Genomic DNA, 25697 nt, shown 5'->3' with positions numbered 1-25697 from the left:
GAGCTGGTCATCGATAGGCCGGGAATACTTGTCGCCGTACTCCAATCGGTATTCCAACTTAAAATACAAACCGGGTTTCACCCAATTAATCAATATGTTACTGACTTAATTCAGATTACCCCGGCCCAACAAAATTCCAAAAAAGAAGACGCCTTCGTGCGTCTTTTTGCGCCTGCCATCTGGGGTACGCGAACTAGGAAAATCAGATTTAACCCCTTTCATGTAGGACGTTTCCCAAAGATACTCCCCGCGCCTGTTTTCCGTTGCAGACGTCTTTTCAGGATCTTAGTCTCGGGCGGTCGTTGCTCATCAACGGCATGACTTTGACAGGTCGCGACGGTAAACAACAGCACGGCTCGCCTCTATGGCAGCTGTACGTGCGGGCACGCTTGCGTGCGCCGGAACTTTGTTGTTTCCGCCGGTCTGTCAACCCGCGTACAGCTGCCACCCTCTGTTTGACAGCAGGGAGTGAGAGCCCTGATATGGAAGCAATCATGTTGAAGATAGTGCCGGATCCACCCCACCACCTCCATTCCCTGGAAGACACGCTCATCCTGGCCTCGGACTACGCAGTCTGTGCCGAAGCCGTCGCGCATCAAGCGATGCTGATGCAGCCCAAATCGCCCGCATCGTTGCTGCTCATGGCGTCGATGCACGAGCTCGAAACGCTGCGAAGGTTACTCGAAACCGCACTGGCCCAGGTCCAAAAACCAGCGGACCCGCAAACGCTGCATTGAACCGCCATCATGACCTGCCTGGCCCTTTCCCCCACTCAACCTGTACGAGCCCGGCTTGCCGGCAATAGGGCCAGCCCAGGCACCGTCCCACCCCAGGGAGATTCCTCAATGGCCACCGAAGACATCAAATGCACAGTGGGCAAAACCATCTTCTACCAAGGTGAAAACCAGACCCACCCCCTGTTTCGCATCGAAGCCGGCATCCCCTGCCAAAACGCCCGCGAACAGGCCTCGGAACTGATGGGCTATGCACGAGACCTGACCATCGACGGGTTGATGGAGGACAAACCCAGCCTGATATGGGCTGCGCATTACCTCTGCGCGCTGGGCAAAGCCCTGCTGGATGATGCTGAACTGGGCCTGCTGCGCTGAAGCCCAGGTCTATGTGCCCACAGGCCACTACTGCATGACCTGGGTAGTGGCCGAGTCATCGAAATGCGGAAAGCACTCCTTCAGACGGTCGATCATTGATCTCCGTTTCGATGTTCTGAGCCGGCATACATGGTGTTGGTTGCCAAACATTCCGATCTCTCGAATGGCCGGGTCTACGGGAAGATTTGCAGCCATTGCACTGGGACCAGGTACTCGCAGCGCTCGAGGTCGTTAATGGATGCAGCGTGGTAGTTAGCACGGAGTGCGACTTCTGATACTGGCCGCTCCTCGCCATCTTTCGCCACCGTGAATTCACTGGCTGGGGGAGCCCCGCCTAGGACGCGGTCGACGCCGAGATAGCCTTGCTGGGGAATATTGATTCACACCCGATTCCCTGTGGACGGAAGTTTCAGGGTTTTGCTGTACCACTTGCTCAAACCTCCCGGAACGACAGCGTAATGACAGGCGTGGACTTGTGCCCTTCACACTCAAGGGCTAGACACAGGTTCAAATCCGCCCGTCGCTCGACTCACCCCATCCTGTTTGCTGCCCTTCCACCCGAAGTGCACGCAACAACATCGCCACGTCCCCCCTCCTTCCGGGCAAGCCCAACAGCAATAGCAAACCGCCATCAAAACAGGGTAAATTCCCCACAGAAAATGAGGTCGACAACCGCCACCCGGCTCAAGACAACAAGGAAGTAGCGATGCCCACCCCTAGGGAAACTCCTCCCAAACACCTTCCCCTGCCGCACCTGCCTCCAGGCCTCCCGTACTACCGCTCTGCACGAGTGCTCCTCAAAAAGCAGCATGGCCGTAGATAGGAAGCCTTCATGCCTCATCCATTCCGTTTCCAGAGTGCACGGTCTGCCGGCGCCAACACCACAGAAGCTAACATCTTCATCCACGGCTACAGCGCCGGGCATAGCGATGAGGACAAGCAGCTTCTGCTCGACAAGATCCCCGAGCAACTAAAGCACTACACCAACATTTTCGCGTTCTGGCCTTCGAATCATATCTTCCGGTTCGACAAATCTTCGCTCTGGAGAATTGGCTCGGCTGGCCTGGGTGCGGGGGCTGCGCTCATGGGCGCGCCCATGGGCTCTTTAGGCATTGTGGGCACCCTCGCCCAGGACCGGATGGGTAACTTCACTCAAGCCCGCGCGCGCGCGGAAAGCATGGGTGCAGTACTACTCGACCAACTTCAGGACTACCTGAACAGCCACCACCCCCAGATCAAGACCATCAACTTGATCGGCCACTCGCTCGGCGGCCGGCTGGTCATCAGCAGTCTGAAAAGCTTTTCGAGCCGGCAACAGCTGATCATCAACGACGTTTTGCTGATGGCGGCAGCCGTCGAGGTCACCGCTCTCGACGCACGCAAAATGCGGGGCGTACTCCAGGGCCGATTGATCAATGCCTATTCGAAGGCCGACAAGACCCTGCTGCTGAACGTGGGTGAAACTTGCCTGGGGCGTAATGAAGCCGAGCACTTCGAGAGCATCGAGATGAATGACTTCGGCCACACCGATTACTGGGAGCGGCTACCCGAAGTCCTGACCAAATCACGCTTCAAAGCGGACTTACCGCCCTCCCCAGCGCCCACTCCATCATCCGCTTCAGAAAAAAAGCCAACCCGCGCGCCCAAACAACCCGAAAAAGCAAACACGATGAAACTCGAACTGAACAGCCCGCGTGACGTTTACCAGCAAATCAACGATGAGCTGGCATTGATCATTGCTGAACTGCGACACCCTTCGGAAGACGTGGCCTTGAACCAGGCTCGAGAAGAGGCGCTCCAGCGCCTTAACGAACATCGCGCAGCCCTGCACGAGCGGCTCGCCGAACTTGAGAAGAACGCCGAGTGGAACACATTTACCATTGCATTTTACGGAGAGACCGGCGCGGGCAAGTCGACCCTGATCGAAACGTTGCGCATTCTGCTACAAGAGCCCGGTAAGCGGGCCAGCCAGCAAGCCTTCCGCACGTTGCGCGAGCAGTATGGGGTGACCGAAGAAAAACTGCAGCGGCTGCAACAGGACATCGAGCAAACCGAAGCGCAACTTGACGAACTGACGCAGCAACTGAGTGCCACCATGCAACAGTTCGAACAACCGTTCAGGGAAGCCCAGAACGCACTCGACCAATCTGATGCCCGATCCAGCGAATTGCATCAACGACTTGGGTCTGAATTCGCACAACACGAGCAGGCGCACAAAGATGCCCTCGAAGCCGTTACCCGGCTGCATACGCTTCTCGCCACACGCAAAAGCACCGCCTCACTCTGGCAGAAGCTCTTGGGCCTGTTCAGGAAGATGCCCGAAGAAATCGAGCTGAACGAGGCCACCGCCTCACTGGCCGAGACTACGCAGGCACGCGACAACGCCGCAGCTATCCTGAACGCCGAACAACAGAAGGCCCGCCAAGAGCGCCTCGCGCTAGAGCAGCAACTCAGTGCTATAACGACGGCGCGCGACGACGCCAATGCGGCACTTGCCGCCCAACAGGCACAGGCGGCCCAACAGCAACAGACGCTGGTTCAGCAGCGCCTGGAAAGTGAGAGCCAGCTGGCAGACCTGGTTGGAAAACTACAGGTGCATGCCGATGGTGAAATCATCGGTGACGGCCGTGCCGACTATACCCGAGAGACACAGCGCTACGAATTCGAGTTGGACGGCCAGCCATTCGCACTGCTGGATGTCCCTGGTATCGAGGGCAAGGAAGGCCTGGTACTCGACCAGATAGAACGCGCGGTGCAGACGGCTCATGCCGTGTTCTATGTCACTAACCAGCCGGCACCGCCCCAAACGGGCGATGGGCAGCACCAAGGCACACTTGAGAAGATCAAGCAGCACTTGGGGGCTCAAACCGAAGTCTGGACCATTTTCAACAAGAAGATCACCAGCCCCAAGCACTCTTTGGGCAACAGAGCACTGGTTTCCGATGACGAAAGCATCAGCCTCGCTGGGCTGGACGAGAAGATGAGCGAGCAGCTTGGCAAGCACTATCAGGAGGTGTTCCCTCTGAGCGCGCTGCCGGCATTCCTCGCCTCCACCGACCACCTTGCACCCGGCTCGCAGAATGCCAAACGTCGCAGCAAAGCGCTTGAGGACTTCGGCGCCGACGAGTTGCTGGAAAAGTCCCGCCTGCGTGCCTTCCTGCAGTTGCTGGGTGACCGGTTGATCCTCAATGGCAAAGCCAAGATCGTCCGGGCCAACTTCAACAAGGCCAATGATGCGCTCAACCAGACCACCACGACACTTTCAGGCGTGCAACAAACCCTGAGCGCCCTGTCGAAAAAGCTCTCTCAAGAAGAGCAAAGTGCCAAGAGTCAGCTGAGCAGTAGCTACCAGGCGCTGAAAAAACGGCTGGAAGCCTGCGGCGAGACCTTGATCGATGACTTCGCCAGCACCGTGCGCAACAGTGTCTACAAACAAATCGAAGCCGATATCAGCAACGACGCGTTCAAAAGCACCTTGGCCGAGGAGCTTGAAACCCAGCAAAAACTGCTGGGCAAGCAACTACCGGTGGCGGTGAACGCAGAAGTCGGCAAATTCCAGAAGGCGGCCGAAGATATTCTCAAGCGCTTCGAAAAACATGCTCAGGAATTGACTGCCAGCTATGCAAAGCTGGGCAGCATGCGCTTCAACGAGCATTTCAACCTCAACATAAAAATCGATAACGGCATCAATGTCATTGGGCTGCTGGCCAGCCTGGCGGGGATCGCAGCGGCTCCATTTACTGGCGGGGCCAGTCTCTGGCTCGTGGGCGCCTCGGTAGTTGCCGCACTCGTCTCGGTCGGTAAGGCCATTTTTAGCGCGCTCAGCTCAGACTACAAAAAGTCCCAGCAACGTCAGGCCCTTGATAAGAATCTGCGCAGCGCTACCGAGCAACTGCGCGAAACTCTACACGCAAGCCTCGACGCTGCCCTAAACGATATGCAGGCAACTATCGAGCAACTTGAACACGCACTGGAAGCACCTGCTAAACAGGCTGAAAACCAGGTGAACACGCTGTCTCGCTCGACCAAACGCTTGAAAATCCTCTCCCGCCAAATCGAAATCGCAGGAAACCTGTAATGGAAAACACCCTCAAGACGTTCAAGGCCCAACAGGCGAGCGCACTGACATTGCTTGACAGGCTACAAGACTTTCTCGGGCAAGGCGCACAGGCTGGAATACCGATTGATCCTGCGTTGATCGGCAAGCTGCAGAATGCGATCAACAGTATGTCGGGTGAAAAACTCAAGGTCGCGCTTATTGGCGGCTTTTCCGAAGGCAAGACCTCTATCGCGGCGGCCTGGATGGAAAAGCTGGATAAGTCCAGCATGAAGATTAGCCACCAGGAGTCATCCAATGAGGTGAAAGTCTACGAGGTCGGCGAAGACTTCGTGCTGATCGACACCCCCGGGCTGTTCGGCTTCAAGGAGCAGGAAAATACCGAAACGCACAGCCTCGAAAAGTACAAGGACATTACCAAGAAGTACGTGAGCGAATCGCACTTGGTGCTCTACGTAATGAACTCGACCAATCCTATCAAGGAAAGCCACAAGGATGACCTGACTTGGTTGTTCCGCACCTTGGGTCTACTGCCTCGCACCGTGTTCGTGCTCAGCCGCTTCGACGAAGTGGCCGATGTAGAGGACGAGCAGGACTACCAATCCAACCTGCAGGTCAAACGCGACAACGTGGTAGGTCGACTTCGTGAACAGATCGGACTGACCGACAAAGAGGCGACCGAGCTCTCCATTGTCGCCGTCGCCGCCAACCCCTTCGACCTGGGTGTCGAACACTGGCTGGCTAACCTTGAGCAGTTCAAAGCGCTGTCGCATATCGAGACCTTGCAGACGGCTACCACAGGCAAGATCCAACAAAACGGAGGCAGCGTCGCGCTGGCCAACGAAATGCGCGCCAGCGTGATCCGTGACGTGCTCAACAACCAGCTGCCTGTTGCCATCGAAAACGATGAGAAGGTTGCGCAGGAGGTTGGCCGGCTTGACGAACTCAACACGCGTCTGGTCAAACAGCTGGCAGTGACCGGACAGCAAATCGAAGATGCACGCATCAACCTACGCAACTTTGCCGCACGCTATTTCTCTGACCTGATCCTTCAAGCCAAGGGTTCCAGCCTGGAAACTTTCGGTGACTTTTTCGAGCGAGAAATTGGCGCAGAAGGCATTATCGTGTCCACTCGCCTGCAGAATGAGTTCAGCCGTCAAACCCAGTCGATCACGCTTGAGGTCGAGAAAATGCAGGTTGGCTTCGACAGTGAGGTCAACCACTTCAATACCACCGTCAAGGCGCTGGGCAAACAAGGCATCAACCATGTGCTCAAAGGCAACCTGATCAACAACACCACGGTACTGGCAGCGCGCGATGGCCTGACGACGATTGCCAAGACGGTGGGCATGGATATCGGCAAGTACCTGAAGTTCAAGCCATGGGGCGCCGTGAAGTTTGCCAAAGGAGCAAACGGAGCACTGGCCTTTATCGGGGTAGCGCTTGAAGCCTGGGATAGCTGGGAACAATACAAACGCGAAGAAGCGTTCAAGAAGACTGTCGTTGAAATAGTCAGTAATTTCGAGAAGCAGCGTCAGGACTTCCTTGACCTGGTCAACTCCGAACGCTTCAAAGAGCAGTTCTTCCCCGACTACTTGCTGCTCAACACACGTCGACAAGAACTGCAGGCCAATGTGGATGAAAGCCGTTTACGTCAACAGCGCTTCCAAGCCTGGCGCGTGGAGGCCGAAGCTATCGACGCAGAATTCAAGAGATTGAACTGACTGGCTTCAAGCGCCTGCTGCAAAGCGCAGCGGGCGCTTGACGACTGAGTTTCCTGCGCGGATGCCAGGCCTCAGCACACAGTGCCTCCCATCCCCGCAGTTCAGCTAGCCTCCGACATTCCAGAAACTCCGGGGCAGCACCTCGAAACTCTCCCGCCGCACGCATCTTCAAAGCTGTACTTCCGCGCCCGGGGCATACAATAAACCGCTCCTCCGATCTCAGTGCCTCGCTGTGCTAAGCGTTGGCCTCCTTCCAGTTGCAGTCTTTGCACACCAGCGTGAAAGGCTTTGGTTTCATCGACATCTGTACCTACTCCTGCAGAACGCTGGCAACAATTACTCAGCAACCGGCACCAGCCCCTGCAAAATCTCCACCTTACGCTGCAACTGCGCTACATGCTCCCGCTCCGCCCGCAACGCCGAGCGCAGTTCGCGGTTCTCCATTTCCCAGATTTGCAGCCAGCGAAGATCCCGCTGACAGTGCTCGACGCTTTTGCCAAGCTCGCCGAGCCTTAGCCCCTGATGTATCAGCACCAGCAAGATGATCCCCATCGCTACCAGCGCACCCGTTGCAACCACTTCCGGCATCGTCATGTCCACTTCCTTTGCTGACTTCAATTTATTTCGAAGACAGACACACGATATGTAGTGATTGACGACAGGTATAGAATGTAGACTTATACAGGTAAAGTAATCGCGCACATGGAGAGGGTATGAAACGCAAGCAATCCATCGAGCAGGTACGCTGGGACCTGGCACTTCGCTATCGTTTGATCGAAACCGTCGCCTGGTGGGAAGGCCGGCTGACCACGGGCCACCTGATGCAGAGCTTTGGTATTAGCCGCCAGCAGGCTTCGAAGGACATCAATACCTACATTACCGAACATGCGCCCAAAAACTTGACATATGACAAGCAGCTCAAGGGCTACGTCCCGAGCAAGCACTTCAAACCCCTGTTCATCGACAACAGCGCCAGCGCCTACCTGCACCTGCTCTACCAGAACAATGAACGCGCCCCGCACATCGACGGACTGGCTCTGGCGTATGCGCATACCCGCGTTCTGGAAGTGCCTGACCGCCCCATTCGACCAGAGGTACTGCGCCCCTTGCTCAAGGCCTGCCGTGAGGGTCTGCGCTTGGAAACCGAATACGTGTCCTTCAATACACCCAACGTAGAGGTGCGCCTGATCGCGCCCCACACGCTGGTCTACACGGGCATGCGCTGGCACGTGCGGGCCTATTGCGAAAAGAACGGCCAATACCGTGACTTCGTCCTCAGCCGTCTGCGCGGGCAGCCAGACTTGCTGGACGCGTCGCCGAATACGCGCGAACAGGATGAAGACTGGAATGTCGAGGTGCCGGTCATCTTCGCGCCTGATGGGCGGTTGAACGAAGCCCAAAAGGCAATCATTGAAACCGACTTCGGCATGACAGACGGGCAATTGGTGGTGCCCAGCCGCAGGGCATTGGTGAAGTATGTGTTGCAGCGATACCATTTCGACCACCGCAACATGGCGATACTTCCCGAGGCCCAGCAACTGGTGGTGAGTAACCTCCAGGAACTGCAGCCATGGTTGATGAAGTACTGATACTGGGACGGGGGCCTGGATGCATTCAAGTGCGGCGGTAGCTGCTTATCATGGCGCTCAGCTGCTGCCAGGTGCGCGCCACCAAGTACCAGCAGCTGTCGCTCGCTGCCAGCCTCTTGGCGTCCGTGTCACGGGACAGGCCCAAACGGTAGTTTTCAATCACTGCCGATTTGGCCCCAACCTCCGGGCCTCGATGATCATCCGCTCAAGCAGTGCCAGCAGATCATCAACATCGATTTCCTCAAAGCCGCGTTCCTCTTGCGCAAGAATCATCGCAGCAAAGTCCTCGCTGTACTCGACCTCATCTTGAGGATCCTGCGCAGCGTGAATTGCATCCGGCTCGCCGGGTTCTTGCCCGTCACTCATCGCAAACCTCACAGTGAAAGAAGACGTTAGCTAAACGGTCGCAAAAGCTTGGCTTTGAGTATCCCCAGCTGGGAGGCAGCCCGGACATTCAGCTCGGTGTTCTGGCATGACGGGCAGGTCGAGTACCAGTCTCGCCCCTCACACAATGCGTCACTGGCAGGTATCGTCGTGGTGTGCCAGCGGCATTTGGAACAGCTGAACGTAAACGGACGAGGCGGTATGGGCATCGGAGCTAGCCCCCGTGGGTAGCGGAATAATGACAGTGCATTGGCACTTGTTGTATCGCGTCATGCCGACTCGGAAGCTCGCCTTTGTAGCTCTTCCTTCATCGCCATGTACTCACGGACAAACGCGTAGCCTTTCTTGGCCACCACGATAACGCCAACAAGTGCGAACAGATTCTTCATGGCACGACCTCTTCGGAATGAAAGTTTCCAGCGCTTCAGAGCAGTTTGAACCACCGCTCACTCTGCTGGTGGGTTGATCATGAAAGGCGGGTGCAACGGGGGGTGTCGCACCTCTACATGGGCATTTTCAGTTGCCCAGTGCCCTGCGCGTGAATCAGGCGTCGAGCACACTTTGCTGGAAAAAGTACCGGAACAATTCCGTCGGCAAATGCTGCTCATCAAGCAGGCCAAAGTGCTTGCCCACGTTGCGCCCCAGGGCCATCAGCGTCTTGGCGGCATTTTCGGTCCCGGCATATCCGGCACTCAGGATGCGCTCGACGCGGGCCTGTTCGGTTGTTGCACAGGCATACGCGTTACCAGTGATCAGTACATCCACCAGACAAACATTCACGCGTTCGTCCCCCACGGTGAACGGTTCCAGTGCCTCGGTCCCCATGGCAGCACGCAATCCATCTTCTCCACCTGCGACGATTCGCTCGAGCTCGGTCAATGGTCGACCGAACAAGTCGAACTCCTCCATGGAAAACGCAAAACAGTAGCCCTGCGCAGTAGTGCGCGAGAGCGGCTTCTCTTCACGCGGCTGGTTCACGAGCCAGTCAACGAACGACGCCTTCGTGTCAGGTGCTCCACTCTTACGAAACGCAAGGTAATCCTTGAGGACTTGGCCGAAGGGGTGTCCCGTAGGTACCCAGCCCTTGCCGCTGCGCACCTCATCGCTCCCCTGCTCTGCTGGCGCGTCATCCTTGGCCTCGGGTATCGGCATCGAACCGAAGCACCGAAGGTCGTAACCGAGCATGAACAGGCTGGCTTCGAACGCGTGACAACGAGCCGGCAGTGCACCTTGGTCGGCAAACCACTGAGTGCGCTCGAGCACCGCTCGAATGATCCACCCCAACCGCACCTGCCAACGCGCCCACTCGGCATATTCGATGGTCGAGAATTGCGGTGCCGCCAGACTGCCAGCGAAGGCCCCGGGGTTACGAATCTGATCACCTCGGGCGCCGCCAGAGGGGAATTTCAGCAGTGGCTTGCCTCTGCCCGTCCAGTGCTGACGGAACAGCGAATACAACATTGCCATCGCAGCACCGACACGACTGTCGTAAATGGGCGAGCCCGTGAGGTCGAGCAATGCGTGAATCTTGGTCAGGCCAGAGTCAAAACGCTCGACGCTGCCTGCATCGAGATCATCCAGATCGGTGTCGCCTTCCAGCGACATGAGCCCGGCCATCGTGCGCAGGTAACTCGACAACCTACCCTCAGCGGTCAACCGATGTAGAAATGGAATCGCGCCCCTCACCCCGCCCCAACGAAGAATCTGCAAACAGGCCTGGAGCGCCTGGCGGTCATCATTGGCGTTTACCGCACCGGCCAACCACTCACGCAACTGCCCAAGCGAGCATCGGGTCTCTGCCCAGCTTGCAGAGTCGACCGGGTGCTGGCTGGCGTCGATCCAGCTGGCCTTCCAGCGGTAGTGCCCAAGTACCTGCTCGAGCCCCTGCACATCAACCGCCAAACCGCCGGGCACAAATTTGCTGGATTTGAAGCGCAACTTGAAGGTAAGGGCAGGCAAATTGACTACGAGCCAATCTACGAATGCCTCGACTTCCGGTTGCGTCAGGAACTGTTCACGCTTCATGCAGGCCGCCTTGCAGGTAGTGTCTAATGGCCACAACCTAAGCAAAATGACATGCTGCGTCCAGATTGTCTGTGCATACAGGTAAACAAATGGTGCAGGTTCCAAGACACGGAATAGAGCTGCCTGCCTGTCTGCCATCACCAGCTATAAAACATGTAAACATTTAGAACTCTTGCCGATTTGGTCGTCCCAGAAACTCTATGGGGCGATGCCTGCTAACGGGGGGTTTGCTTAAATTGGATTGGTCTTGAAGGCCCAAACAAAAAGAGCACCCATCCCAGGGTGCTCTTTTCACCTTCAATCAGTGAACCCCATCAGCCCACCGACCGCACCGCCACTGCCCGCGCATGCCCACGCGAGGTCACGATCCCTAGGAAGGAAATCACGATCGCCAGGCTCAAGGTCGCCGTCACCTCAGCCCGGTGCTCCGGGGTATACATCATCACCGCCAGCGCACCGCTGATGAAGGCAATCACCGCCCAGGTCAGCCATGGGAACAGCCACATGCGGAACTTCAGCTCGGCATTTTCCCGCTCCAGGCGACGGCGCATGCGCAGCTGGGAAATGGCGATCACCAGGTACACCAGCAAAGCGATGGCGCCGGAGCTTGCGAGCAGGAACTCGAAAACGCCCTTGGGCGCGAAGTAATTGAGGACGGCGATGGCCGCGCCGATCAGGGTGCTGCCGAACACGGCCGCACGCGGCACGCCGACCTTGGAGGTCTTGTTGAGGAAGGCTGGGGCATCACCGCGCTTGGCCAAGGAGTACATCATCCGCGAGGCGATGTAGATCGACGAGTTCATGCAACTGGTGACGGCGATCAGCACCACGAAATCCACCATCAGTGCGGCATTGGGGATGTTCATGATCTCCAGCGCGCGCTGGTACGAACCCACCACCGCAAGCTGTGGATCGTTCCACGGCACCACCGAGATGATCACGAAGATCGACAGGATGTAGAAGGTGCTGATGCGCCAGATCACCGAGCGGGTGGCCTTGGCGATGTTGCGCGAGGGGTCGCTGGACTCGGATGCGGCGATGGTCACCGCCTCGGTGCCAATGAAGCTGAACATCACGGTGATGAAGGCACCGACCACCGCCGACCAGCCTTTGGGGGCGAAGCCGCCGTACTCGGCCATCAGGGTGCTCAGGCCGCTGACTTCGCGGTTGGGCAGCCAGCCCATCAGCGCGGCGAAACCTAGGCCGATGAAGCCCAGAATCGCCGTGACCTTGAGGATGGCGAACCAGAACTCGAACTCACCGTACTTGGCCACGCTGAACAGGTTGGTGCTGGCCAGCAGCAGGACTGACGCGAGGGCGAAGATCCAGCTGTCCACCTGCGGGAACCAGGCGTTGAGCACGTGCCCGGCGGCAAGTGCTTCGATGGGAATCACCAGGACCCAGAACCACCAGTACAACCAGCCGATGGTGTAGCCGGCCCAGCGGCCTATGGCCTGGTCGGCGTAGGTGGAGAATGAACCCGTATCGGGGTGCGCTACGGCCATTTCGCCGAGCATGCGCATGACCAGCACCACCAGGGTTCCGGCCACGAAGTAAGAAAGAATGGTTGCTGGCCCGGCCGCCGCGATGGCGTGCCCGGAACCCACGAAAAGTCCGGCGCCGATGATGCCCGCGATGGACAGCATCGTTACGTGACGTGGCTTGAAACCTTGTGCAAGGTTGCCATCAGATCCCACGGTGCTCATTGATGTTGTTCTCTTTTTGCTGACACAAGGAAAGGACGGGCAGACGTAAGCGAAAAAATCTCCTTGGGAAGAACGTAAGGGGCACGTCACTCGCGCTCTGTTGTAGGCCTTTTGCACGCTTTACAGAGCAACGCGCCAGCGGAATTCGGGCTTCATTTAAGCCCCGTGAGGCTGTAGGAAATTACACGAGAACGTCCCGTAGGTGCGCGATCACGACAAGGGTTTTCCGATTGCGTCACAAGTTGCAGATGGCGTGTCTGAACGCGCCTGCTGGCGAATTGGAGGTTTCGTTTTTCATGCGGATGTGCTGGGGCGGCGTGAGCCTGCGGGGCGGGGTTAAGGGCGGAGTAGACGTTCCGGGAGGATGGCACCGGCTTCGCCGGTGTTCGCGAGTGAAACGCGCTCCTACAGGATCCCAGCGGTTTTTGGGGACGGCGCCGTGCCTGTAAGAGCGGTTTATCCGCGAAAGGGCTTTCGCGAGCAGATTGGAATCAGCGCACCAGGCAGGGCCGCTTGTGATCGAACGTCCAGCCCGGAATCAGAAATTGCATCGCCACGCTGTCATCCCGTGCGCCGAGCCCCATGTTGCGGTAGCACTCATGGGCCTTGGCCAGTTGGTCTTCATCGAGCTCCACGCCCAGCCCGGGGCGCTGCGGCACGCGCACATGGCCGTCGACGATGCGCAGCGGCTCGCGCGTCAGGCGCTGGCCGTCCTGCCAGATCCAGTGGGTGTCGATGGCGGTGATCTCGCCCGGCGCCGCGGCCGCCACCTGGGTGAACATGGCCAGGGAAATATCGAAGTGGTTGTTGGAGTGCGAGCCCCAGGTCAGCCCCCAGTCGTTGCACATCTGCGCTACACGCACCGAACCCTGCAGGGTCCAGAAGTGTGGGTCGGCCAGCGGAATGTCCACCGACTGCAACTGAATCGCGTGGCCCATCTGCCGCCAGTCGGTGGCGATCATGTTGGTGGCGGTCGGCAGCCCGGTCGCACGACGGAATTCCGCCATCACTTCACGGCCCGAGTAGCCATTTTCGGCACCGCATGGGTCTTCGGCGTAAGCCAGCACAGCGTGCTTGTCGCGGCACAGGGCGATGGCTTGCTTGAGTGACCATGCACCGTTGGGGTCCAGGGTGATGCGTGCCTCAGGGAAGCGCTCGGCCAGGGCGGTGACCGCTTCCATCTCCTCCTCGCCACGCAGCACGCCGCCCTTGAGCTTGAAGTCGCCAAAGCCATAACGCGCCTTCGCAGCTTCCGCCAGGCGCACCACAGCCTCAGGGGTCAGGGCTTTTTCGTGGCGTAGGCGGAACCAGTCGTTATCGGCGTCGGCTTCGTTGCGGTAGGCCAGGCTGGTCTGCTGACGGTCACCGATGTAGAACAGATAACCCAGCATCTTGACTGCTTCGCGCTGCTGGCCTTCACCCAGCAGTGCTGCCATCGGCACCCCCAGGTGTTGGCCAAGCAGGTCGAGCAAGGCCGACTCGATGGCCGTCACCGCGTGCACGGTGATGCGCAGGTCGAAGGTCTGCAGGCCACGACCAGCAGCGTCGCGGTTGCCGAACGTCTGGCGCATGGCGTTGAGCACGCGCTGGTAGTGGCCGATGGGCTGGCCGACCACCAGGCTGCGGGCGTCCTCCAGGGTCTGGCGAATGCTCTCGCCGCCAGGCACTTCACCCAGGCCGGTATTGCCAGCGCTGTCACGCACCACCACAACGTTGCGGGTGAAGTACGGGCCATGGGCACCGCTGAGGTTGAGCAGCATGCTGTCGTGGCCGGCCACCGGGATCACGCGCAGGTCGGTGACCACTGGGGTGGCGGTGTGTACCGGGGAGCCGCTGAAGGATTCTGGAGTGCTCTGCATGTTCATGTAGGGTTTCCTGCAGGTTCAGTGGGTCTGGCTCAACGCCGACTGCGGCTTGAGGCTGTTCGAGGAGGTGTTGGGGCGGGTGCGGACGAAGAACACCAGGATCGCTGCCAGCACCGAGGTCACCGCCAGGCCATACAGGCCACCCTGGATCGAGCCGGTCTGCTGCTCGAGCAGGCCGAAGGTGGTGGGAGCGACAAAGCCACCGAGGTTGCCGACGGAGTTGATCAGGGCGATCACCGCCGCAGCGATCCGCGCATCCAGGTACCCCTGGGGGATTGGCCAGAACAACGACGAGGCCGATTTGAAACCGATGGCGGCGAAACACACGGCGACGAATGCGAAGACCGGCCCGCCTGTGGTGGACATGAACATGCCGATGGCCGCGACCACCAGCGCGGCGGCCACCCAGGCCTGCTGGAACTTCCAGCGCGCCGAGCCTGCCGCGAAGGCATACATCGCCAGGATCGAGATCAGCCAGGGGATGGAGTTGAAGAAGCCCACCTGAATGTCGGACAGCTCGCCCATGCGCTTGATGATGCTCGGCAGCCAGAAGGTCGCTGCGTAGATGGTCAGCTGGATGCAGAAGTAGATCACGCAGAACAGCACGATCTGACGGTCCTTGAGCAGTCGCCAGGCCGACACCTTCACCACCCCGCCCGCCTCGCGCTCACGCTGCTCGCGGTCGATGGTTTCGACCAGGGCATCCTGCTCGGCCTTGCTCAGCCACTTGGCGTCCTGTGGTTTGGAGTCGAGCCAGAAGAACACGAAGAAGCACAGCACCACCGAGACCATGCCTTCGATGAACAGCATCCACTGCCAGCCGTGCAGGCCCATGCCCTGAATCTGCATCAAGGCGCCGGCCAGGGGCCCGGAAATCAGCGATGCCACTGCCGAACCGCTGAGAAAGATGGCAATGGCCTTGCCGCGCTCGGCAGCTGGCAACCAACGGGTGAAGTAATAGATGACCCCTGGGAAGAAACCGGCCTCGGCCACCCCCAGCAGGAAGCGCAGTACATAGAACTGGGTTTCGTTCTGCACGAACGCCATGGCCGTAGCGACCAGCCCCCAGGTGAACATGATGCGGGTCAGCCACAGGCGTGCACCGACACGCTGCAACAGCATGTTCGACGGCACTTCGAACAGGGCGTAGCCAATGAAGAAAAGCCCTGCGCCGAAACCGTAGGCCGCCGCGCTGATGCCAAGGTCGCTTTCCAGGTGCGGGCGCACGAAACCGATGTTGACGCGGTCGAGGTAGTTGACGATGAACATGATGACGAACAGCGGCAGGACATGGCGCTTGACCTTGGCCACGGCACTGGCCAACGCGTCGCCACCGCTTCGGGCGGACGGATCGAGGGTGTCGTTCACGTGAAATCTCCCACTAATTGTTTTTGTGCGGGTCGAGAGGCTGTCGTTGGCGGGAGGCAGTCCGCCGGGGTTGTCTGACAGGCCAGTGGGAACGAGCATATTCGCCGGGCAGTTGTACGACAAGACGTGAAAAACCGTCTAAATGGCAAAATACAAGCTGCAAAAAGCCTAAATTGCGCGATATTCGTTAAAACAGCGGCAAGACCACTCCGTCTTCGATACAAAAAATCTGCAAAAAATATTTCGATGCATTATCTTGTCATACAAGTTAACGGCTACCAGGAAAACCCATGGACACCCACTCCCGTGGCCACAGCCGCGCCCACGACCTGGTTTCGAGCCTGACCCAACACATTCTGCTGGGCACCTTCCAGCCCGGTGACAAGCTGCCCTCAGAAAACACGCTCGTGCGCGAGCATGGCGTCAGCCGCACGGTGGTACGCGAGGCTTTGTCGAAGCTACAGGCGTCGGGACTGGTGGAGCCACGCCACGGGATCGGCACCTTCGTGATCGAGCGCCAGGCCCAGGCGGGCTTGCGGGTGGCGGCAGAGAACGCCGCCAGTGTGCGCGACCTGTTGGAGTTGAGAATCGGCCTGGAAGGCCAGGCCGCCGCCCTCGCCGCCCTGCGCCGCAGCGACGAGCACCTGAAGCGCATGCGCCAGGCGCTGGACGACTACCAGGACTTGGCAGCGGCCGGCGACAGCTGCATCGAGCCCGACCGGCGTTTCCACCTGCTGATTGCCGAAGCCACTGGCAACCTGTACTTCACCGAGATGATGATGCAGTTGGGCAATGGCATGATCCCGCGCAACCGCATGGCCCTGAACGAGCGTTCGGGCGCCAACCTGGCTCGCCATGCCTACCTGGCCAACCTCGAACACGAGGCCATCCTCAATGCCATTCGGCGCAAGGACCCGGATGCGGCGCGGGCGGCGATCTGCTTGCACCTGTCCAACAGCCGGGACCGTTTGTTGCCGGACTGACCGAACGGGTTACCAGGTCAGGCAGATCTTGCCGAAATGGCGATTGCTCTCCTGGTAGCGGAACGCATCGACGATCTGCTCCAGTTCGAAGTGCTTGTCTACCACAGGCCGCAGGCCATTGGCATCGATCGCCCGGACCATCGCCTGTTGCTGCGCCCGGCTGCCCACCAGCACGCCCTGCAGGCGGATCTGCCGTACCAGCGCCTGCACCAGCGGCAACTGCCCTGCCACCCCGGTGAGGATGCCGATCAGCGAGATATGCCCGCCGATCCGTGCGGCGATCATCGACTGCTCCAGGGTCGCAGGGCCGCCCACTTCGATGACGTGATCGACACCCCGGTTGTCGGTGAGCTGGCGCACCTGCTCGCCCCAGGCGGGGGTGGTGCGGTAGTTGATCAGGTGGTCGGCGCCCAGCGACTTGAGGCGTTCGAGCTTGGCGTCGCTGGATGAGGTGGCGATGACCGTCGCGCCGGCCAACTTGGCGAATTGCAGGGCGAAGATCGATACCCCACCGGTGCCTTGCACCAGCACCGTGTCACCGGGCTTGAGGTGGTCATCGCTCATCAGCGCACGCCAGGCGGTGAGGCCGGCGGTGGTCAGCGTGGCGGCTTCGGCATGGCTGTAGCCTTTGGGGGCCAGGGTGAAGGCGGTGGCACGGGCGGTCACGTGTTCGCGGGCGTAACCGTCGATGCCATCACCGGGGACGCTGGCGAAGCCTTCGACCTGGGCCTGGCCGTCGAGCCAGCCTGGGAAGAAGGTGCTGACCACGGCATCGCCGACCTTGAATTCATCGACACCCGCGCCGACCGCAACCACGTCGCCCGCGCCATCGGCCATGGGAATACGCCGCTCGCTCGGCCCCCACATGCCGCTGACCACGGCGAAGTCATGGTAGTTGAGGGAGCTGGCGTGCAGGCGCACGGTGATCTCGCCGGCCTTTGGTGCCGGGGCCTCGCAGGTGCCGACCTGGACCTTGTCGTAGCCGCCGCCGGGTTGGACGTAGATGGCCTTGCTGCTCATGGCTGGAACTCCTTGGATGGGGAAGCAGAACAGGAGCTTAGCCAGCAATGGCGGCGGTGTCTGTAATGGCCCCATCGCCGGCGGACGCCGCGCAGCCCCAGGCGGATTGTCCGTTGGCGACAGGCCCTTCAGCCCAACAGGCTGCGCAACGCGTGGCAGTCGGCGGCATGCCAGTCGGCAAGCTCAGGCCAGGGGTTGTCCGGCAGGTTCACCAACACCGTTCGCGCGCCCGCTGCGCGCCCGCAATCGAGGTCGAAACGATAGTCCCCGACCATCACCAGCTCGCCCGGGGCCACGCCCCACGCATCAGCGATCTTCAACAAGCCATCTGGGCTGGGCTTGGGCGCGGCCTCGTCACGCCCGAGGATGTGCTCGACCGCAAAGCAGTCCGCCAAACCGATCGCTTCCAGGGTCACATGCGCCAGCTCCCGGGCATTACGGGTCAGAATACCCAGCCGGCAGCCACGCGCGGCCAGCTCACGCACCAGCTCCACCGCGCCGCTCGCGGCCGTGGAGGCAATGGCCAGGTCACGCTCGTGCTCCAGCAGCCAGGCATGCTTGACAGCCGCCTCCGCTGCTGGCAACGCCGCCAGATGGGTGAGGATGTCATGCTCGGCAGGAATCTCCAACGCCTCGCGGATGGCCGCGAAATCGTGCACCGCCACGGTGAGCGTGCCGTCCATGTCGAACACCCAGTTGCGAATCTCGGCGAGGCTCATGCCCAGTCCTTGCGGTGACGAATCAGACCTTCCTGGGTGGAAGACGCCACCAACTGACCGGCGCGGTTGTAGATGCTGCCACGGCAGAAACCACGGGAGTTACCAGCCCACGGGCTGTCGGTGGCGTACAGCAGCCATTCATCGGCGCGCAGGTTACGGTGGAACCACAGCGCGTGGTCGAGGCTGGCGATCTGCATATCCTTCTGCCACACCGACTTGCCATGGGGCTGCAGCGAGGTGGTCAGCAGGCCGAAGTCCGAGGCATAGGCCAGCAGGTACTTGTGCAGCGCCGGGGTGTCCGGAAGGCTGCCGTCAGCGCGGAACCAGGCGTACTTGACCGGGTCGCCAGCCTTGGGATTGAACGGGTCGCGCTCGGTGACCGGGCGGATTTCGATCGGTTTGGCACACAGCACCTTCTCGCGAATGCGCTCGGGCAGGTGATCGGCCATGGTGCGCGCCAGCTCGACTTCACTGGGCAGATTCTCGGGGCCCACCACATCAGGCATCTGTGCCTGGTGCTCGAAGCCCTCCTCGTCGTACTGGAACGAGGCACTGCAGGTAAAGATGGTTTGGCCCTTCTGGATCGCCGTCACCCGGCGCGTGCTGAAGCTGCCGCCGTCGCGCACGCGGTCGACCGAATAGACCACCGGCAGGCTGGCATCGCCCGGCCGCAGGAAGTAGCCATGCAGCGAATGCACATGGCGCGCATCCTCGACCGTCTGGCTGGCCGCCGACAACGACTGGCCCAGTACCTGACCACCGTACAGCTGGCGGAAGCCCAGGTCCTGGCTGCGTCCGCGGAACAGGTTTTCCTCGATCGACTCGAGGCTCAACAGGTCGACCAGGTCGTCCAACACATGGCTCATCGGGGGTTCTCCTAGCAAGGCATCACAGCTCTTCGGCGCGCTCATCGGGGTAAATGATACAGGGTTTGTCATCGGCACCGCGCATGGCCAACCATTCAGCCGCGCAGGGTCTGCTCCCAGTGCGCCCGGTCGATGCGATACAGCACATGGGGGCGCAAAGGGTGACCTGCGGGTAGGCGGGGGTGTTCGAAACTGCCAGAAACGTCCTGCACCATGCCAATGGCCTGCATGACTTTCTGCGACGGCAGGTTGCCCTCGGTAGTGAACGACACCACTTCATCCAGGCGCAATTGGGCGAAAGCACAACGCAGGCACGTCCAGGCCGCCTCGCTGGCGAAACCCAACCCCCAGTGCCGCCGCGCCAGGCGCCAGCTTATCTCGACGGCCGGGGCGAAGGGGGCGTCGAAATTGACGTTGAGTAGGCCAGTCATGCCGATGAAGGCACCACTGTCCTTGCGCTCGAGCGCCCACAGGCCAAAGCCGTATTCGTTGAAGTGACCACGGATCCGTCCGATCAAGGCTGCCGCTTCCAGGCGCGTCATGGGGGCAGGGAAATAACGCATCACCTGCGGGTCCGCGCACAGGGCGGCGAACTCGCGCAAGTCGTCGTCGTGCCATTGACGCAGCACCAGACGTGCGCTTTCCAGATGCAGGATAGGGGTCATCGATGAGGCTCCGGTTTCACGGTCTTGCAGTTTAAAGCGTAGGCGCGGCCAGGGCGCCTTGAATGCAATTTTCACAACCCCTTCACCGCCTCCCGACAGCACGCTTTCCAGAATGCCGGCATCCAACGCCGCGCCTGGCGCGGTCATGCCATCGGAGTGACGCATGCAGTCGAGCAACACACTGGAAGCCCCTATCGCCCACACCCAACGCAAGCGAAGTGGACGCCTGCGCACGCTTCTCGGTGCCGCCTTCGGCCTGTGCCTGATACTGGCGGCGTTGAGCACCTGGCTGGCAACGAGGACGCATATCGTGGACCTTGGCAACGAACAACAGTTAAGTGACAGCGGCCTGCTGCAGGACTGGGCCGAGGGTGCGGTGATCGTCATGGTCCGCCATGCCGAACGCTGCGACAGCGCCCCCGGCCCGTGCCTGGACGACCCCACCGGCATCACCGTGGCCGGCAGTGAGGCCGCCACCCGCGTCGGCCAGGGCTTGCAACACCTGGGGCTGGCCAACGCTGACATGCTCAGCAGCCCCAAGCTGCGCACACGCCAGACGGCTCATTTCATTCTTGGCCAAGCCGTGCCCAGCGAAGATTGGCTGGAGCGCTGCGACCGCTCGTTCGTCGACGATGCGCTGGCTCGCAAGCGCCCAGGCCACAACCTGGTGCTGGTCACCCACAATGGTTGCATCGACCATTTCCAGCGCGCGCAGAAGGTGGCTGGCGGCGAGCGTGACAGCGGATACGCCAGCGCCCTGTTCGTTTCGGTGGACAGCACCGGCAAGGCAAGGATCCTGGGGCGCATGAACGCGCCGGACTGGCAGCGGGTACTGGCCACGACCGAGCGGTAGCCTTGCAACGCTGGCATTGGCAACGACACGGCAACTGCTGGCAAGATGGCCGCTGGCCCTGAATGCGAACCTGCCATGCCGTTGCCGTTGATCTACCACGAAGACTACAGCCCGGAATTTCCCCCCGAGCACCGCTTCCCGATGGACAAGTTCCGCCTGTTGCACGATCACCTGATCGACAGCGGACTGACCACCGACCAGGCGCTGCTGCGTCCGGAAATCTGCCCGAACGACGTCCTCGCCCTGGCCCATGACAGGGGCTACATTGAGCGCTACATGAGTGGCGAACTGTCTCGCGAAGACCAGCGCCGTCTTGGCTTGCCATGGAGCGAGGCCCTGGCTCGGCGGACCGTGCGCGCCGTCGGCGGGTCGCTGCTCACCGCCGAAATGGCGCTGTGCCATGGGGTGGCCTGTCACCTGGCCGGCGGCACCCACCATGCCCACTACGACCACCCCGCCGGCTTCTGCATTTTCAACGACCTGGCGGTGATCAGCCGTTACCTGCTGGAGGCTGGGCGCGTGCACCGGGTCCTGATCTTCGACTGCGACGTGCATCAGGGCGACGGCACCGCGCGCATTCTCCATGACACCCCCGATGCCATCACCGTGTCGCTGCACTGTGAACAGAACTTCCCGGCCCGCAAGGCGCAAAGCGACTGGGACATCCCGTTGCCCCGAGGCATGGGCGACGCTGCGTACCTGAAGGTGGTGGACGATGCCCTCAACTACCTGTTACCCCTGTACCAGCCCGACCTCGTGCTGTACGACGCTGGGGTGGATGTGCACAAGGACGATGCCTTGGGTTACCTGCAACTGACCGATGAGGGCCTGGCTGCGCGTGACGAACAGGTCCTGCGCCATTGCCTGGGCCGCGATATCCCGGTGGTGGGCGTCATCGGTGGCGGCTACAGCAAGGACCGTCTGGCCCTGGCCAAGCGCCACGGGATCCTTCACCACAGCGCTGCGAAAGTCATCGGTTGTTCACAATGACTGTGGAACCGCTTGTGGATAACCTGCGGGAAAGCGGCTGCAGCCCCCTGAACACCTGGCGTACAAGGTGCTGATCATTTTTTGTTCAGTGCCGCCACAGGCCTGCCTGCGGTAGAATGCGCGCTCTTTTCCACAGCCTGCCCCCACCATGCCCGATCTACACCCTGCCTCCCCTCCCCTGGTCGCCGTCATTGGCGCCGGCCCCGCTGGCTTGATGGCCGCCGAAGCCCTGGCCCAGGCCGGCCTCGCCGTGGAGGTCTTCGACGCCATGCCTTCGGTGGGTCGCAAGTTCCTGCTGGCGGGCGTGGGTGGCATGAACATCACCCATTCCGAGGCTTACCCGGCCTTCGTTTCGCGCTACGCCGAACGCCAGGGTGAGATCGACGCCCTGCTGCACGACTTCGATGCCGATGCTTTGCGCCAGTGGATCCACGGCCTGGGCATCGAGACCTTCGTCGGCACGTCGGGCCGTGTCTTCCCCCGCGACATGAAAGCCGCGCCACTGCTGCGCGCCTGGCTCAAGCGCCTGCGCGACAGCGGCGTGGTTATCCACACCCGCCATCGCTGGCTGGGCTGGAACGATGACGGCAGCCTGCGGATTGCTTATCCACAGGGCGAACTGAGTGTACGCGCCAGTGCGGTAGTCTTGGCGTTGGGTGGTGGTAGCTGGGCACGCCTGGGCTCGGATGGCAGCTGGCAGCCGCTGCTGGCCGCCCGGGGTGTGGATATCTCGCCGCTGCAACCGAGCAACTGTGGCTTTGAAGTCGCAGGCTGGAGTGCATTGCTCAAGGACAAGTTCGCCGGCGCACCACTGAAGAACATCGCCCTCAGCGTGCCTGGCAGTGCGCCGCGCAAGGGCGAATTCATTCTTACCGCCCAGGGTGTCGAGGGCAGCCTGGTGTATGCCTGGTCGGCGCCGGTTCGCGAGGCGATCAACCGTGATGGCCGAGCAACGTTGCGACTCGACCTGCTGCCCGACCGGCCTGTGGATAAAATCGCTTTCGCCCTGGCCAAGCCACGAGGCTCGCGTTCCATGGCCAAGCACTTGCACAGCCAATTGGGGCTCGACGGCGTGAAAGCCGCCTTGCTGCGCGAACTGACCGACCAGGCCACCTTTGCCGACCCACAAGCGTTGGCACAGGCGATCAAGGCATTGCCCATCGAGTTGCTGCGTCCACGGCCGCTGGATGAAGCGATCAGCAGCGCCGGCGGCGTGCGCTTCGAGGGGCTGGATGAGGGGTTGATGATCAAGCAACTACCCGGCGTGTTTTGTGCCGGAGAGATGCTGGACTGGGAGGCCCCGACCGGGGGCTACCTGTTGACGGCGTGCTTTGCCAGCGGGCTGCGAGCGGGGCGCGCTGCCGCACAGTGGTTGGCCCATCCCAAACCCGCACGGTAGGCGCCGGCTCACCGGCGATTGGGCCGCAATGCGGCCCCGACCACCTCAAGGCTTACGCTTACGCGGCCCACTGTTGAAACTCGGCACCTTGCGTACTGCCTTGACCGGGGCTTCCGAGGCGCCAGACTCGGCACTGTCCATCCACCGTCCCAACCCACGCTTGGCGCTGTTCTCTTTCGGCTTCTTGGGCTTCTTCGGCTTCTTGATCACCTGGCCGCTGGCATCGGTCATCGGCACCCGGTGATCGGGGATGAAGTCCGGCTCTTCATGACGCGGTAGGGTCTGGCGGATCAAGGTTTCAATGCTGGCCAGCAGTTGCACTTCGTCGGCACACACCAGCGAAATGGCCTCGCCCTTGTTGCCCGCCCGGCCGGTGCGGCCGATGCGGTGCACATAGTCTTCGGCCACGATCGGCAGGTCCAGGTTGACCACCAGTGGCAGGTCGTCGATGTCCAGGCCGCGCGCCGCCACATCGGTGGCCACCAGCACCTGAATCTCGCGGGCCTTGAAACTGTCCAGCGCACGCTGGCGCGTGGCTTGTGGCCGGTCACCATGAATGCCATCGGCGTTCACGCCCTCGCCCATCAGACGCTCCACCAATTGGTCGACACCGTTACGGGTCTTGGCGAACACCAGCACTTGCTTCCAGCGTTGCTTGCGCAGCAGATGGCAGAACAGGTCGGCCTTGCGCTTCTTGTCCACCGGCACCAGCCACTGCTTGACCGTCGAAGCCGTGGTGTTGCGCGGGCTGACCTCGATGCTCAGCGGATCGTTCAGGGCCAGGCCCGCCAACATGCGGATCTGGTCGGAGAAGGTGGCGGAAAACAGCAGGGTCTGGCGCTTGCGCGGCAAGGCGGCATACACCGCCTGCAGCTCCTCGGCGAACCCCAGGTCGAGCATTCGGTCGGCTTCGTCGAGCACCAGGGTCTGCACTTGGCCGAACTTCACCGCATTCTGACGGAACAGGTCCAGCAGTCGCCCTGGGGTTGCCACCAACAGGTCGACACCCCGGCGCAGGCGCATCATCTGCGGGTTGATGCTGACACCGCCATACACCGCATAGGTGCTCAGCGGCAGGTTTTCGGCATACTCACGGATATTGGCATGCACCTGCTCGGCCAGTTCACGGGTCGGCACCAGCACCAGCGCTCGGATCGAGTTGCTGGCGACTTTTTCCCCTTCGAGGGCCAGGCGCTGCAACACCGGCAGGGCAAAACCCGCGGTCTTGCCGGTACCGGTCTGGGCCGCGGCCATCAGGTCGCGGCCGGCCAGCACGGCGGGAATGGCCTTGGCCTGGACAGGGGTCGGAGTGTTGTAGTCCAGGTGCTGCAACGTGCGCAGCAAGGGTTCGATCAGGCCGAGTTTGGCGAAATTCATGGCAATACCGTCAGGGGGGTTCAGCGAAGGCGGCAAGTTTACCGCAACACCCCTCCCTACTTGCAGATTTCGCCTTTCAACGGCTGCACGGGCTGCGGCGGCCTGCGCCACTGTGGCAGGCCGATCAGCACTACCGCGCCAATGATCACCGCCATGGCCAGGCATTCTTCGGCGCCAATGGTCTCACCGGCAAAGACGATGCCGAGCAACACCGCAACTGCCGGATTGACATAGGCATAGCTGGTCGCTGCCGCCGGACGTACGTGCTTGAGCAGGTACATGTAGGCACTGAAGGCCAGGATCGAGCCGAAGAACACCAGGTAGGCAAGCGCGCCCCAACCGGCTGCGGTGGGCATCTGCGTCAAGCGCTCGCCGCTCAGGGCACTGCCCAGCAGCAACACCGCGCCGCCGACCAGCATCTCGGCGGCACTGGCCATCGCGCCCTGGGGCAAGGGCAGGTTTTTGCTCCACACCGAGCCGAACGCCCAGGCCGCCGCCGCGAACAGGATGAGTGCCGCGCCCATGGGGCTGGCTTGCAGGTTCGACCCCAGGTTCAGCAGCCCGATACCGACCAGGCCAAGGACGATCCCCGCCCACTCCAACCGCGAGTTGCGGTGACCGAACAGCAGCCCGAACAGCAAGGTGAAGAGGGGCACGGTGGCAACCGCCAAGGCCGCCACACCCGATGCAACCCCGGCATGCTCGGCAAGGGTCACACCGCCATTGCCGCAACTGAGCAACAGAAAGCCGATGGCGCCTGCCGCACGCCACTGCGTCCAGCTCGGTGCCGGCACCCCACGCCAGCGCAGGAAGCCATACAACAGGCTACCGGCAATCAAAAATCGCACCCCGGCCATGAGCATCGGCGGCCAGGTTTCGACACCGATGCGGATGAACAGGTAGGTGGAACCCCAGACCAGATACAAGGCCAGGAAGGCACCAATGAGCAACCAGGGAAGGCGACGGGAGGCAGGCATGGAAAAAGACTCGAAATCCGT

Annotated in this window: 22 protein-coding genes; 9 read left to right on the top strand and 13 right to left on the bottom strand. The window is 60.9% G+C overall.

Annotation, left to right across the window (positions count from 1 at the left end; genetic code table 11):
* Positions 1-494: 494 nt before the first annotated feature.
* Positions 495-737 (top strand): hypothetical protein, encoded by a 243-nt coding sequence (locus IF103_RS03215; RefSeq protein ID WP_027908009.1) that lies wholly within the window; start codon positions 495-497, stop codon positions 735-737.
* Between the two features lie 108 nt (positions 738-845).
* Positions 846-1109 (top strand): DUF3077 domain-containing protein, encoded by a 264-nt coding sequence (locus IF103_RS03210; protein ID WP_104882201.1) that lies wholly within the window; start codon positions 846-848, stop codon positions 1107-1109.
* A gap of 173 nt (positions 1110-1282) precedes the next feature.
* On the opposite strand, the gene IF103_RS25280 is transcribed toward IF103_RS03210, so the two are convergent.
* Positions 1283-1483, bottom strand: coding sequence for a DUF8606 domain-containing protein (locus IF103_RS25280; RefSeq protein ID WP_494539772.1), 201 nt, complete (start codon positions 1481-1483; stop codon positions 1283-1285).
* Between the two features lie 458 nt (positions 1484-1941).
* On the opposite strand from IF103_RS25280, the gene IF103_RS03205 reads away from it, so the two are divergent.
* Together IF103_RS03205 and IF103_RS03200 are read left to right on the top strand one after the other, a co-directional pair.
* The gene (locus IF103_RS03205) at positions 1942-5187 is read left to right on the top strand and encodes a DUF726 domain-containing protein (RefSeq protein ID WP_104882202.1); all 3246 of its coding nucleotides are present in this window, start codon (positions 1942-1944) and stop codon (positions 5185-5187) included.
* Positions 5187-6890, top strand: a complete 1704-nt coding sequence (locus IF103_RS03200) for a LeoA/HP0731 family dynamin-like GTPase (protein WP_104882203.1) — start codon at positions 5187-5189, stop codon at positions 6888-6890. The genes IF103_RS03205 and IF103_RS03200 overlap by 1 nt, the downstream gene beginning before the upstream one ends.
* A gap of 336 nt (positions 6891-7226) precedes the next feature.
* On the opposite strand, the gene IF103_RS03195 is transcribed toward IF103_RS03200, so the two are convergent.
* Positions 7227-7484 (bottom strand): hypothetical protein, encoded by a 258-nt coding sequence (locus IF103_RS03195; protein ID WP_023378593.1) that lies wholly within the window; start codon positions 7482-7484, stop codon positions 7227-7229.
* 119 nt (positions 7485-7603) lie between these two features.
* Between IF103_RS03195 and IF103_RS03190 the strand changes: the two genes are divergently transcribed.
* Complete coding sequence (locus IF103_RS03190) at positions 7604-8479, top strand: BrxR family helix-turn-helix transcriptional regulator (RefSeq protein ID WP_023378592.1); 876 nt, start codon at positions 7604-7606, stop codon at positions 8477-8479.
* 159 nt (positions 8480-8638) lie between these two features.
* On the opposite strand, the gene IF103_RS03185 is transcribed toward IF103_RS03190, so the two are convergent.
* From IF103_RS03185 to IF103_RS03165, 5 genes are all read right to left on the bottom strand, one after another.
* Positions 8639-8845 (bottom strand): hypothetical protein, encoded by a 207-nt coding sequence (locus IF103_RS03185; protein ID WP_023378591.1) that lies wholly within the window; start codon positions 8843-8845, stop codon positions 8639-8641.
* Positions 8846-9406: 561 nt separating this feature from the next.
* The gene (locus tag IF103_RS03180) at positions 9407-10888 is read right to left on the bottom strand and encodes a hypothetical protein (RefSeq protein ID WP_104882205.1); all 1482 of its coding nucleotides are present in this window, start codon (positions 10886-10888) and stop codon (positions 9407-9409) included.
* A 314-nt stretch (positions 10889-11202) separates the two neighbouring features.
* Positions 11203-12594 (bottom strand): GABA permease, encoded by a 1392-nt coding sequence (gene gabP, locus IF103_RS03175; RefSeq protein WP_023378589.1) that lies wholly within the window; start codon positions 12592-12594, stop codon positions 11203-11205.
* A gap of 491 nt (positions 12595-13085) precedes the next feature.
* Positions 13086-14453, bottom strand: a complete 1368-nt coding sequence (gudD, locus tag IF103_RS03170) for a glucarate dehydratase (protein WP_374373407.1) — start codon at positions 14451-14453, stop codon at positions 13086-13088.
* A 24-nt stretch (positions 14454-14477) separates the two neighbouring features.
* Positions 14478-15827: an MFS transporter gene (locus IF103_RS03165; protein ID WP_202675856.1), complete on the bottom strand. Its 1350-nt coding sequence runs from the start codon at positions 15825-15827 to the stop codon at positions 14478-14480.
* Between the two features lie 290 nt (positions 15828-16117).
* On the opposite strand from IF103_RS03165, the gene IF103_RS03160 reads away from it, so the two are divergent.
* On the top strand, positions 16118-16810 hold the full coding sequence (locus tag IF103_RS03160; RefSeq protein WP_023378586.1) for a FadR/GntR family transcriptional regulator: 693 nt from the start codon (positions 16118-16120) through the stop codon (positions 16808-16810).
* A gap of 9 nt (positions 16811-16819) precedes the next feature.
* On the opposite strand, the gene IF103_RS03155 is transcribed toward IF103_RS03160, so the two are convergent.
* From IF103_RS03155 to IF103_RS03140, 4 genes are all read right to left on the bottom strand, one after another.
* Positions 16820-17830, bottom strand: coding sequence for a zinc-dependent alcohol dehydrogenase family protein (locus tag IF103_RS03155; protein ID WP_023378585.1), 1011 nt, complete (start codon positions 17828-17830; stop codon positions 16820-16822).
* Positions 17831-17958: 128 nt separating this feature from the next.
* Positions 17959-18549 carry an HAD family hydrolase gene (locus IF103_RS03150; protein ID WP_202675855.1) on the bottom strand — a complete coding sequence of 197 codons (591 nt, stop codon included), beginning with the start codon at positions 18547-18549 and terminating at the stop codon, positions 17959-17961.
* Positions 18546-19415 (bottom strand): acyl-CoA thioesterase II, encoded by an 870-nt coding sequence (gene tesB, locus IF103_RS03145; protein WP_023378583.1) that lies wholly within the window; start codon positions 19413-19415, stop codon positions 18546-18548. The genes IF103_RS03150 and tesB overlap by 4 nt, the downstream gene beginning before the upstream one ends.
* A gap of 95 nt (positions 19416-19510) precedes the next feature.
* Positions 19511-20080, bottom strand: a complete 570-nt coding sequence (locus IF103_RS03140) for a GNAT family N-acetyltransferase (RefSeq protein WP_023378582.1) — start codon at positions 20078-20080, stop codon at positions 19511-19513.
* Between the two features lie 163 nt (positions 20081-20243).
* Between IF103_RS03140 and pmrG the strand changes: the two genes are divergently transcribed.
* From pmrG to IF103_RS03125, 3 genes are all read left to right on the top strand, one after another.
* A complete protein-coding gene (gene pmrG / locus IF103_RS03135) occupies positions 20244-20933 on the top strand; it encodes a lipopolysaccharide core heptose(II)-phosphate phosphatase PmrG (RefSeq protein ID WP_023378581.1) in 690 nt (229 codons plus the stop codon).
* Between the two features lie 75 nt (positions 20934-21008).
* Entirely contained in the window at positions 21009-21923 is a 915-nt protein-coding gene (locus IF103_RS03130) for a histone deacetylase family protein (RefSeq protein WP_202675854.1), read from the top strand.
* A 148-nt stretch (positions 21924-22071) separates the two neighbouring features.
* On the top strand, positions 22072-23322 hold the full coding sequence (locus tag IF103_RS03125; RefSeq protein WP_104882987.1) for a TIGR03862 family flavoprotein: 1251 nt from the start codon (positions 22072-22074) through the stop codon (positions 23320-23322).
* 45 nt (positions 23323-23367) lie between these two features.
* Here IF103_RS03125 and rhlE1 read toward each other — a convergent pair whose 3' ends face one another.
* A complete protein-coding gene (rhlE1, locus tag IF103_RS03120; protein ID WP_023378577.1) occupies positions 23368-24699 on the bottom strand; it encodes an RNA helicase RhlE1 in 1332 nt (443 codons plus the stop codon).
* Between the two features lie 56 nt (positions 24700-24755).
* Positions 24756-25676, bottom strand: a complete 921-nt coding sequence (gene yedA / locus IF103_RS03115) for a drug/metabolite exporter YedA (protein ID WP_023378576.1) — start codon at positions 25674-25676, stop codon at positions 24756-24758.
* Between the last annotated feature and the right edge of the window lie 21 nt (positions 25677-25697).

It is taken from the genome of Pseudomonas sp. SK2, assembly GCF_016772395.1.
GTDB classification, from domain to species: Bacteria; Pseudomonadota; Gammaproteobacteria; order Pseudomonadales; family Pseudomonadaceae; genus Aquipseudomonas; species Aquipseudomonas taiwanensis.
Note: the sequence above shows the minus strand (reverse complement) of the source record. Positions and strands in the feature narration are given on the sequence as shown.

Excerpts from the sequence above, each read along its gene's own strand:
- IF103_RS03215 (WP_027908009.1), top strand. The coding sequence starts at position 495 with ATGTTGAAGATAGTGCCGGATCCACCCCACCACCTCCATTCCCTGGAA.
- IF103_RS03210 (WP_104882201.1), top strand. The coding sequence starts at position 846 with ATGGCCACCGAAGACATCAAATGCACAGTGGGCAAAACCATCTTCTAC.
- IF103_RS03205 (WP_104882202.1), top strand. The coding sequence starts at position 1,942 with ATGCCTCATCCATTCCGTTTCCAGAGTGCACGGTCTGCCGGCGCCAAC.
- IF103_RS03200 (WP_104882203.1), top strand. The coding sequence starts at position 5,187 with ATGGAAAACACCCTCAAGACGTTCAAGGCCCAACAGGCGAGCGCACTG.
- IF103_RS03195 (WP_023378593.1), bottom strand. The coding sequence starts at position 7,484 with ATGACGATGCCGGAAGTGGTTGCAACGGGTGCGCTGGTAGCGATGGGG.
- IF103_RS03190 (WP_023378592.1), top strand. The coding sequence starts at position 7,604 with ATGAAACGCAAGCAATCCATCGAGCAGGTACGCTGGGACCTGGCACTT.
- IF103_RS03185 (WP_023378591.1), bottom strand. The coding sequence starts at position 8,845 with ATGAGTGACGGGCAAGAACCCGGCGAGCCGGATGCAATTCACGCTGCG.
- IF103_RS03180 (WP_104882205.1), bottom strand. The coding sequence starts at position 10,888 with ATGAAGCGTGAACAGTTCCTGACGCAACCGGAAGTCGAGGCATTCGTA.
- gabP (WP_023378589.1), bottom strand. The coding sequence starts at position 12,594 with ATGAGCACCGTGGGATCTGATGGCAACCTTGCACAAGGTTTCAAGCCA.
- gudD (WP_374373407.1), bottom strand. The coding sequence starts at position 14,453 with ATGCAGAGCACTCCAGAATCCTTCAGCGGCTCCCCGGTACACACCGCC.
- IF103_RS03160 (WP_023378586.1), top strand. The coding sequence starts at position 16,118 with ATGGACACCCACTCCCGTGGCCACAGCCGCGCCCACGACCTGGTTTCG.
- IF103_RS03155 (WP_023378585.1), bottom strand. The coding sequence starts at position 17,830 with ATGAGCAGCAAGGCCATCTACGTCCAACCCGGCGGCGGCTACGACAAG.
- IF103_RS03150 (WP_202675855.1), bottom strand. The coding sequence starts at position 18,549 with ATGAGCCTCGCCGAGATTCGCAACTGGGTGTTCGACATGGACGGCACG.
- tesB (WP_023378583.1), bottom strand. The coding sequence starts at position 19,415 with ATGAGCCATGTGTTGGACGACCTGGTCGACCTGTTGAGCCTCGAGTCG.
- IF103_RS03140 (WP_023378582.1), bottom strand. The coding sequence starts at position 20,080 with ATGACCCCTATCCTGCATCTGGAAAGCGCACGTCTGGTGCTGCGTCAA.
- pmrG (WP_023378581.1), top strand. The coding sequence starts at position 20,244 with ATGCAGTCGAGCAACACACTGGAAGCCCCTATCGCCCACACCCAACGC.
- IF103_RS03130 (WP_202675854.1), top strand. The coding sequence starts at position 21,009 with ATGCCGTTGCCGTTGATCTACCACGAAGACTACAGCCCGGAATTTCCC.
- IF103_RS03125 (WP_104882987.1), top strand. The coding sequence starts at position 22,072 with ATGCCCGATCTACACCCTGCCTCCCCTCCCCTGGTCGCCGTCATTGGC.
- rhlE1 (WP_023378577.1), bottom strand. The coding sequence starts at position 24,699 with ATGAATTTCGCCAAACTCGGCCTGATCGAACCCTTGCTGCGCACGTTG.
- yedA (WP_023378576.1), bottom strand. The coding sequence starts at position 25,676 with ATGCCTGCCTCCCGTCGCCTTCCCTGGTTGCTCATTGGTGCCTTCCTG.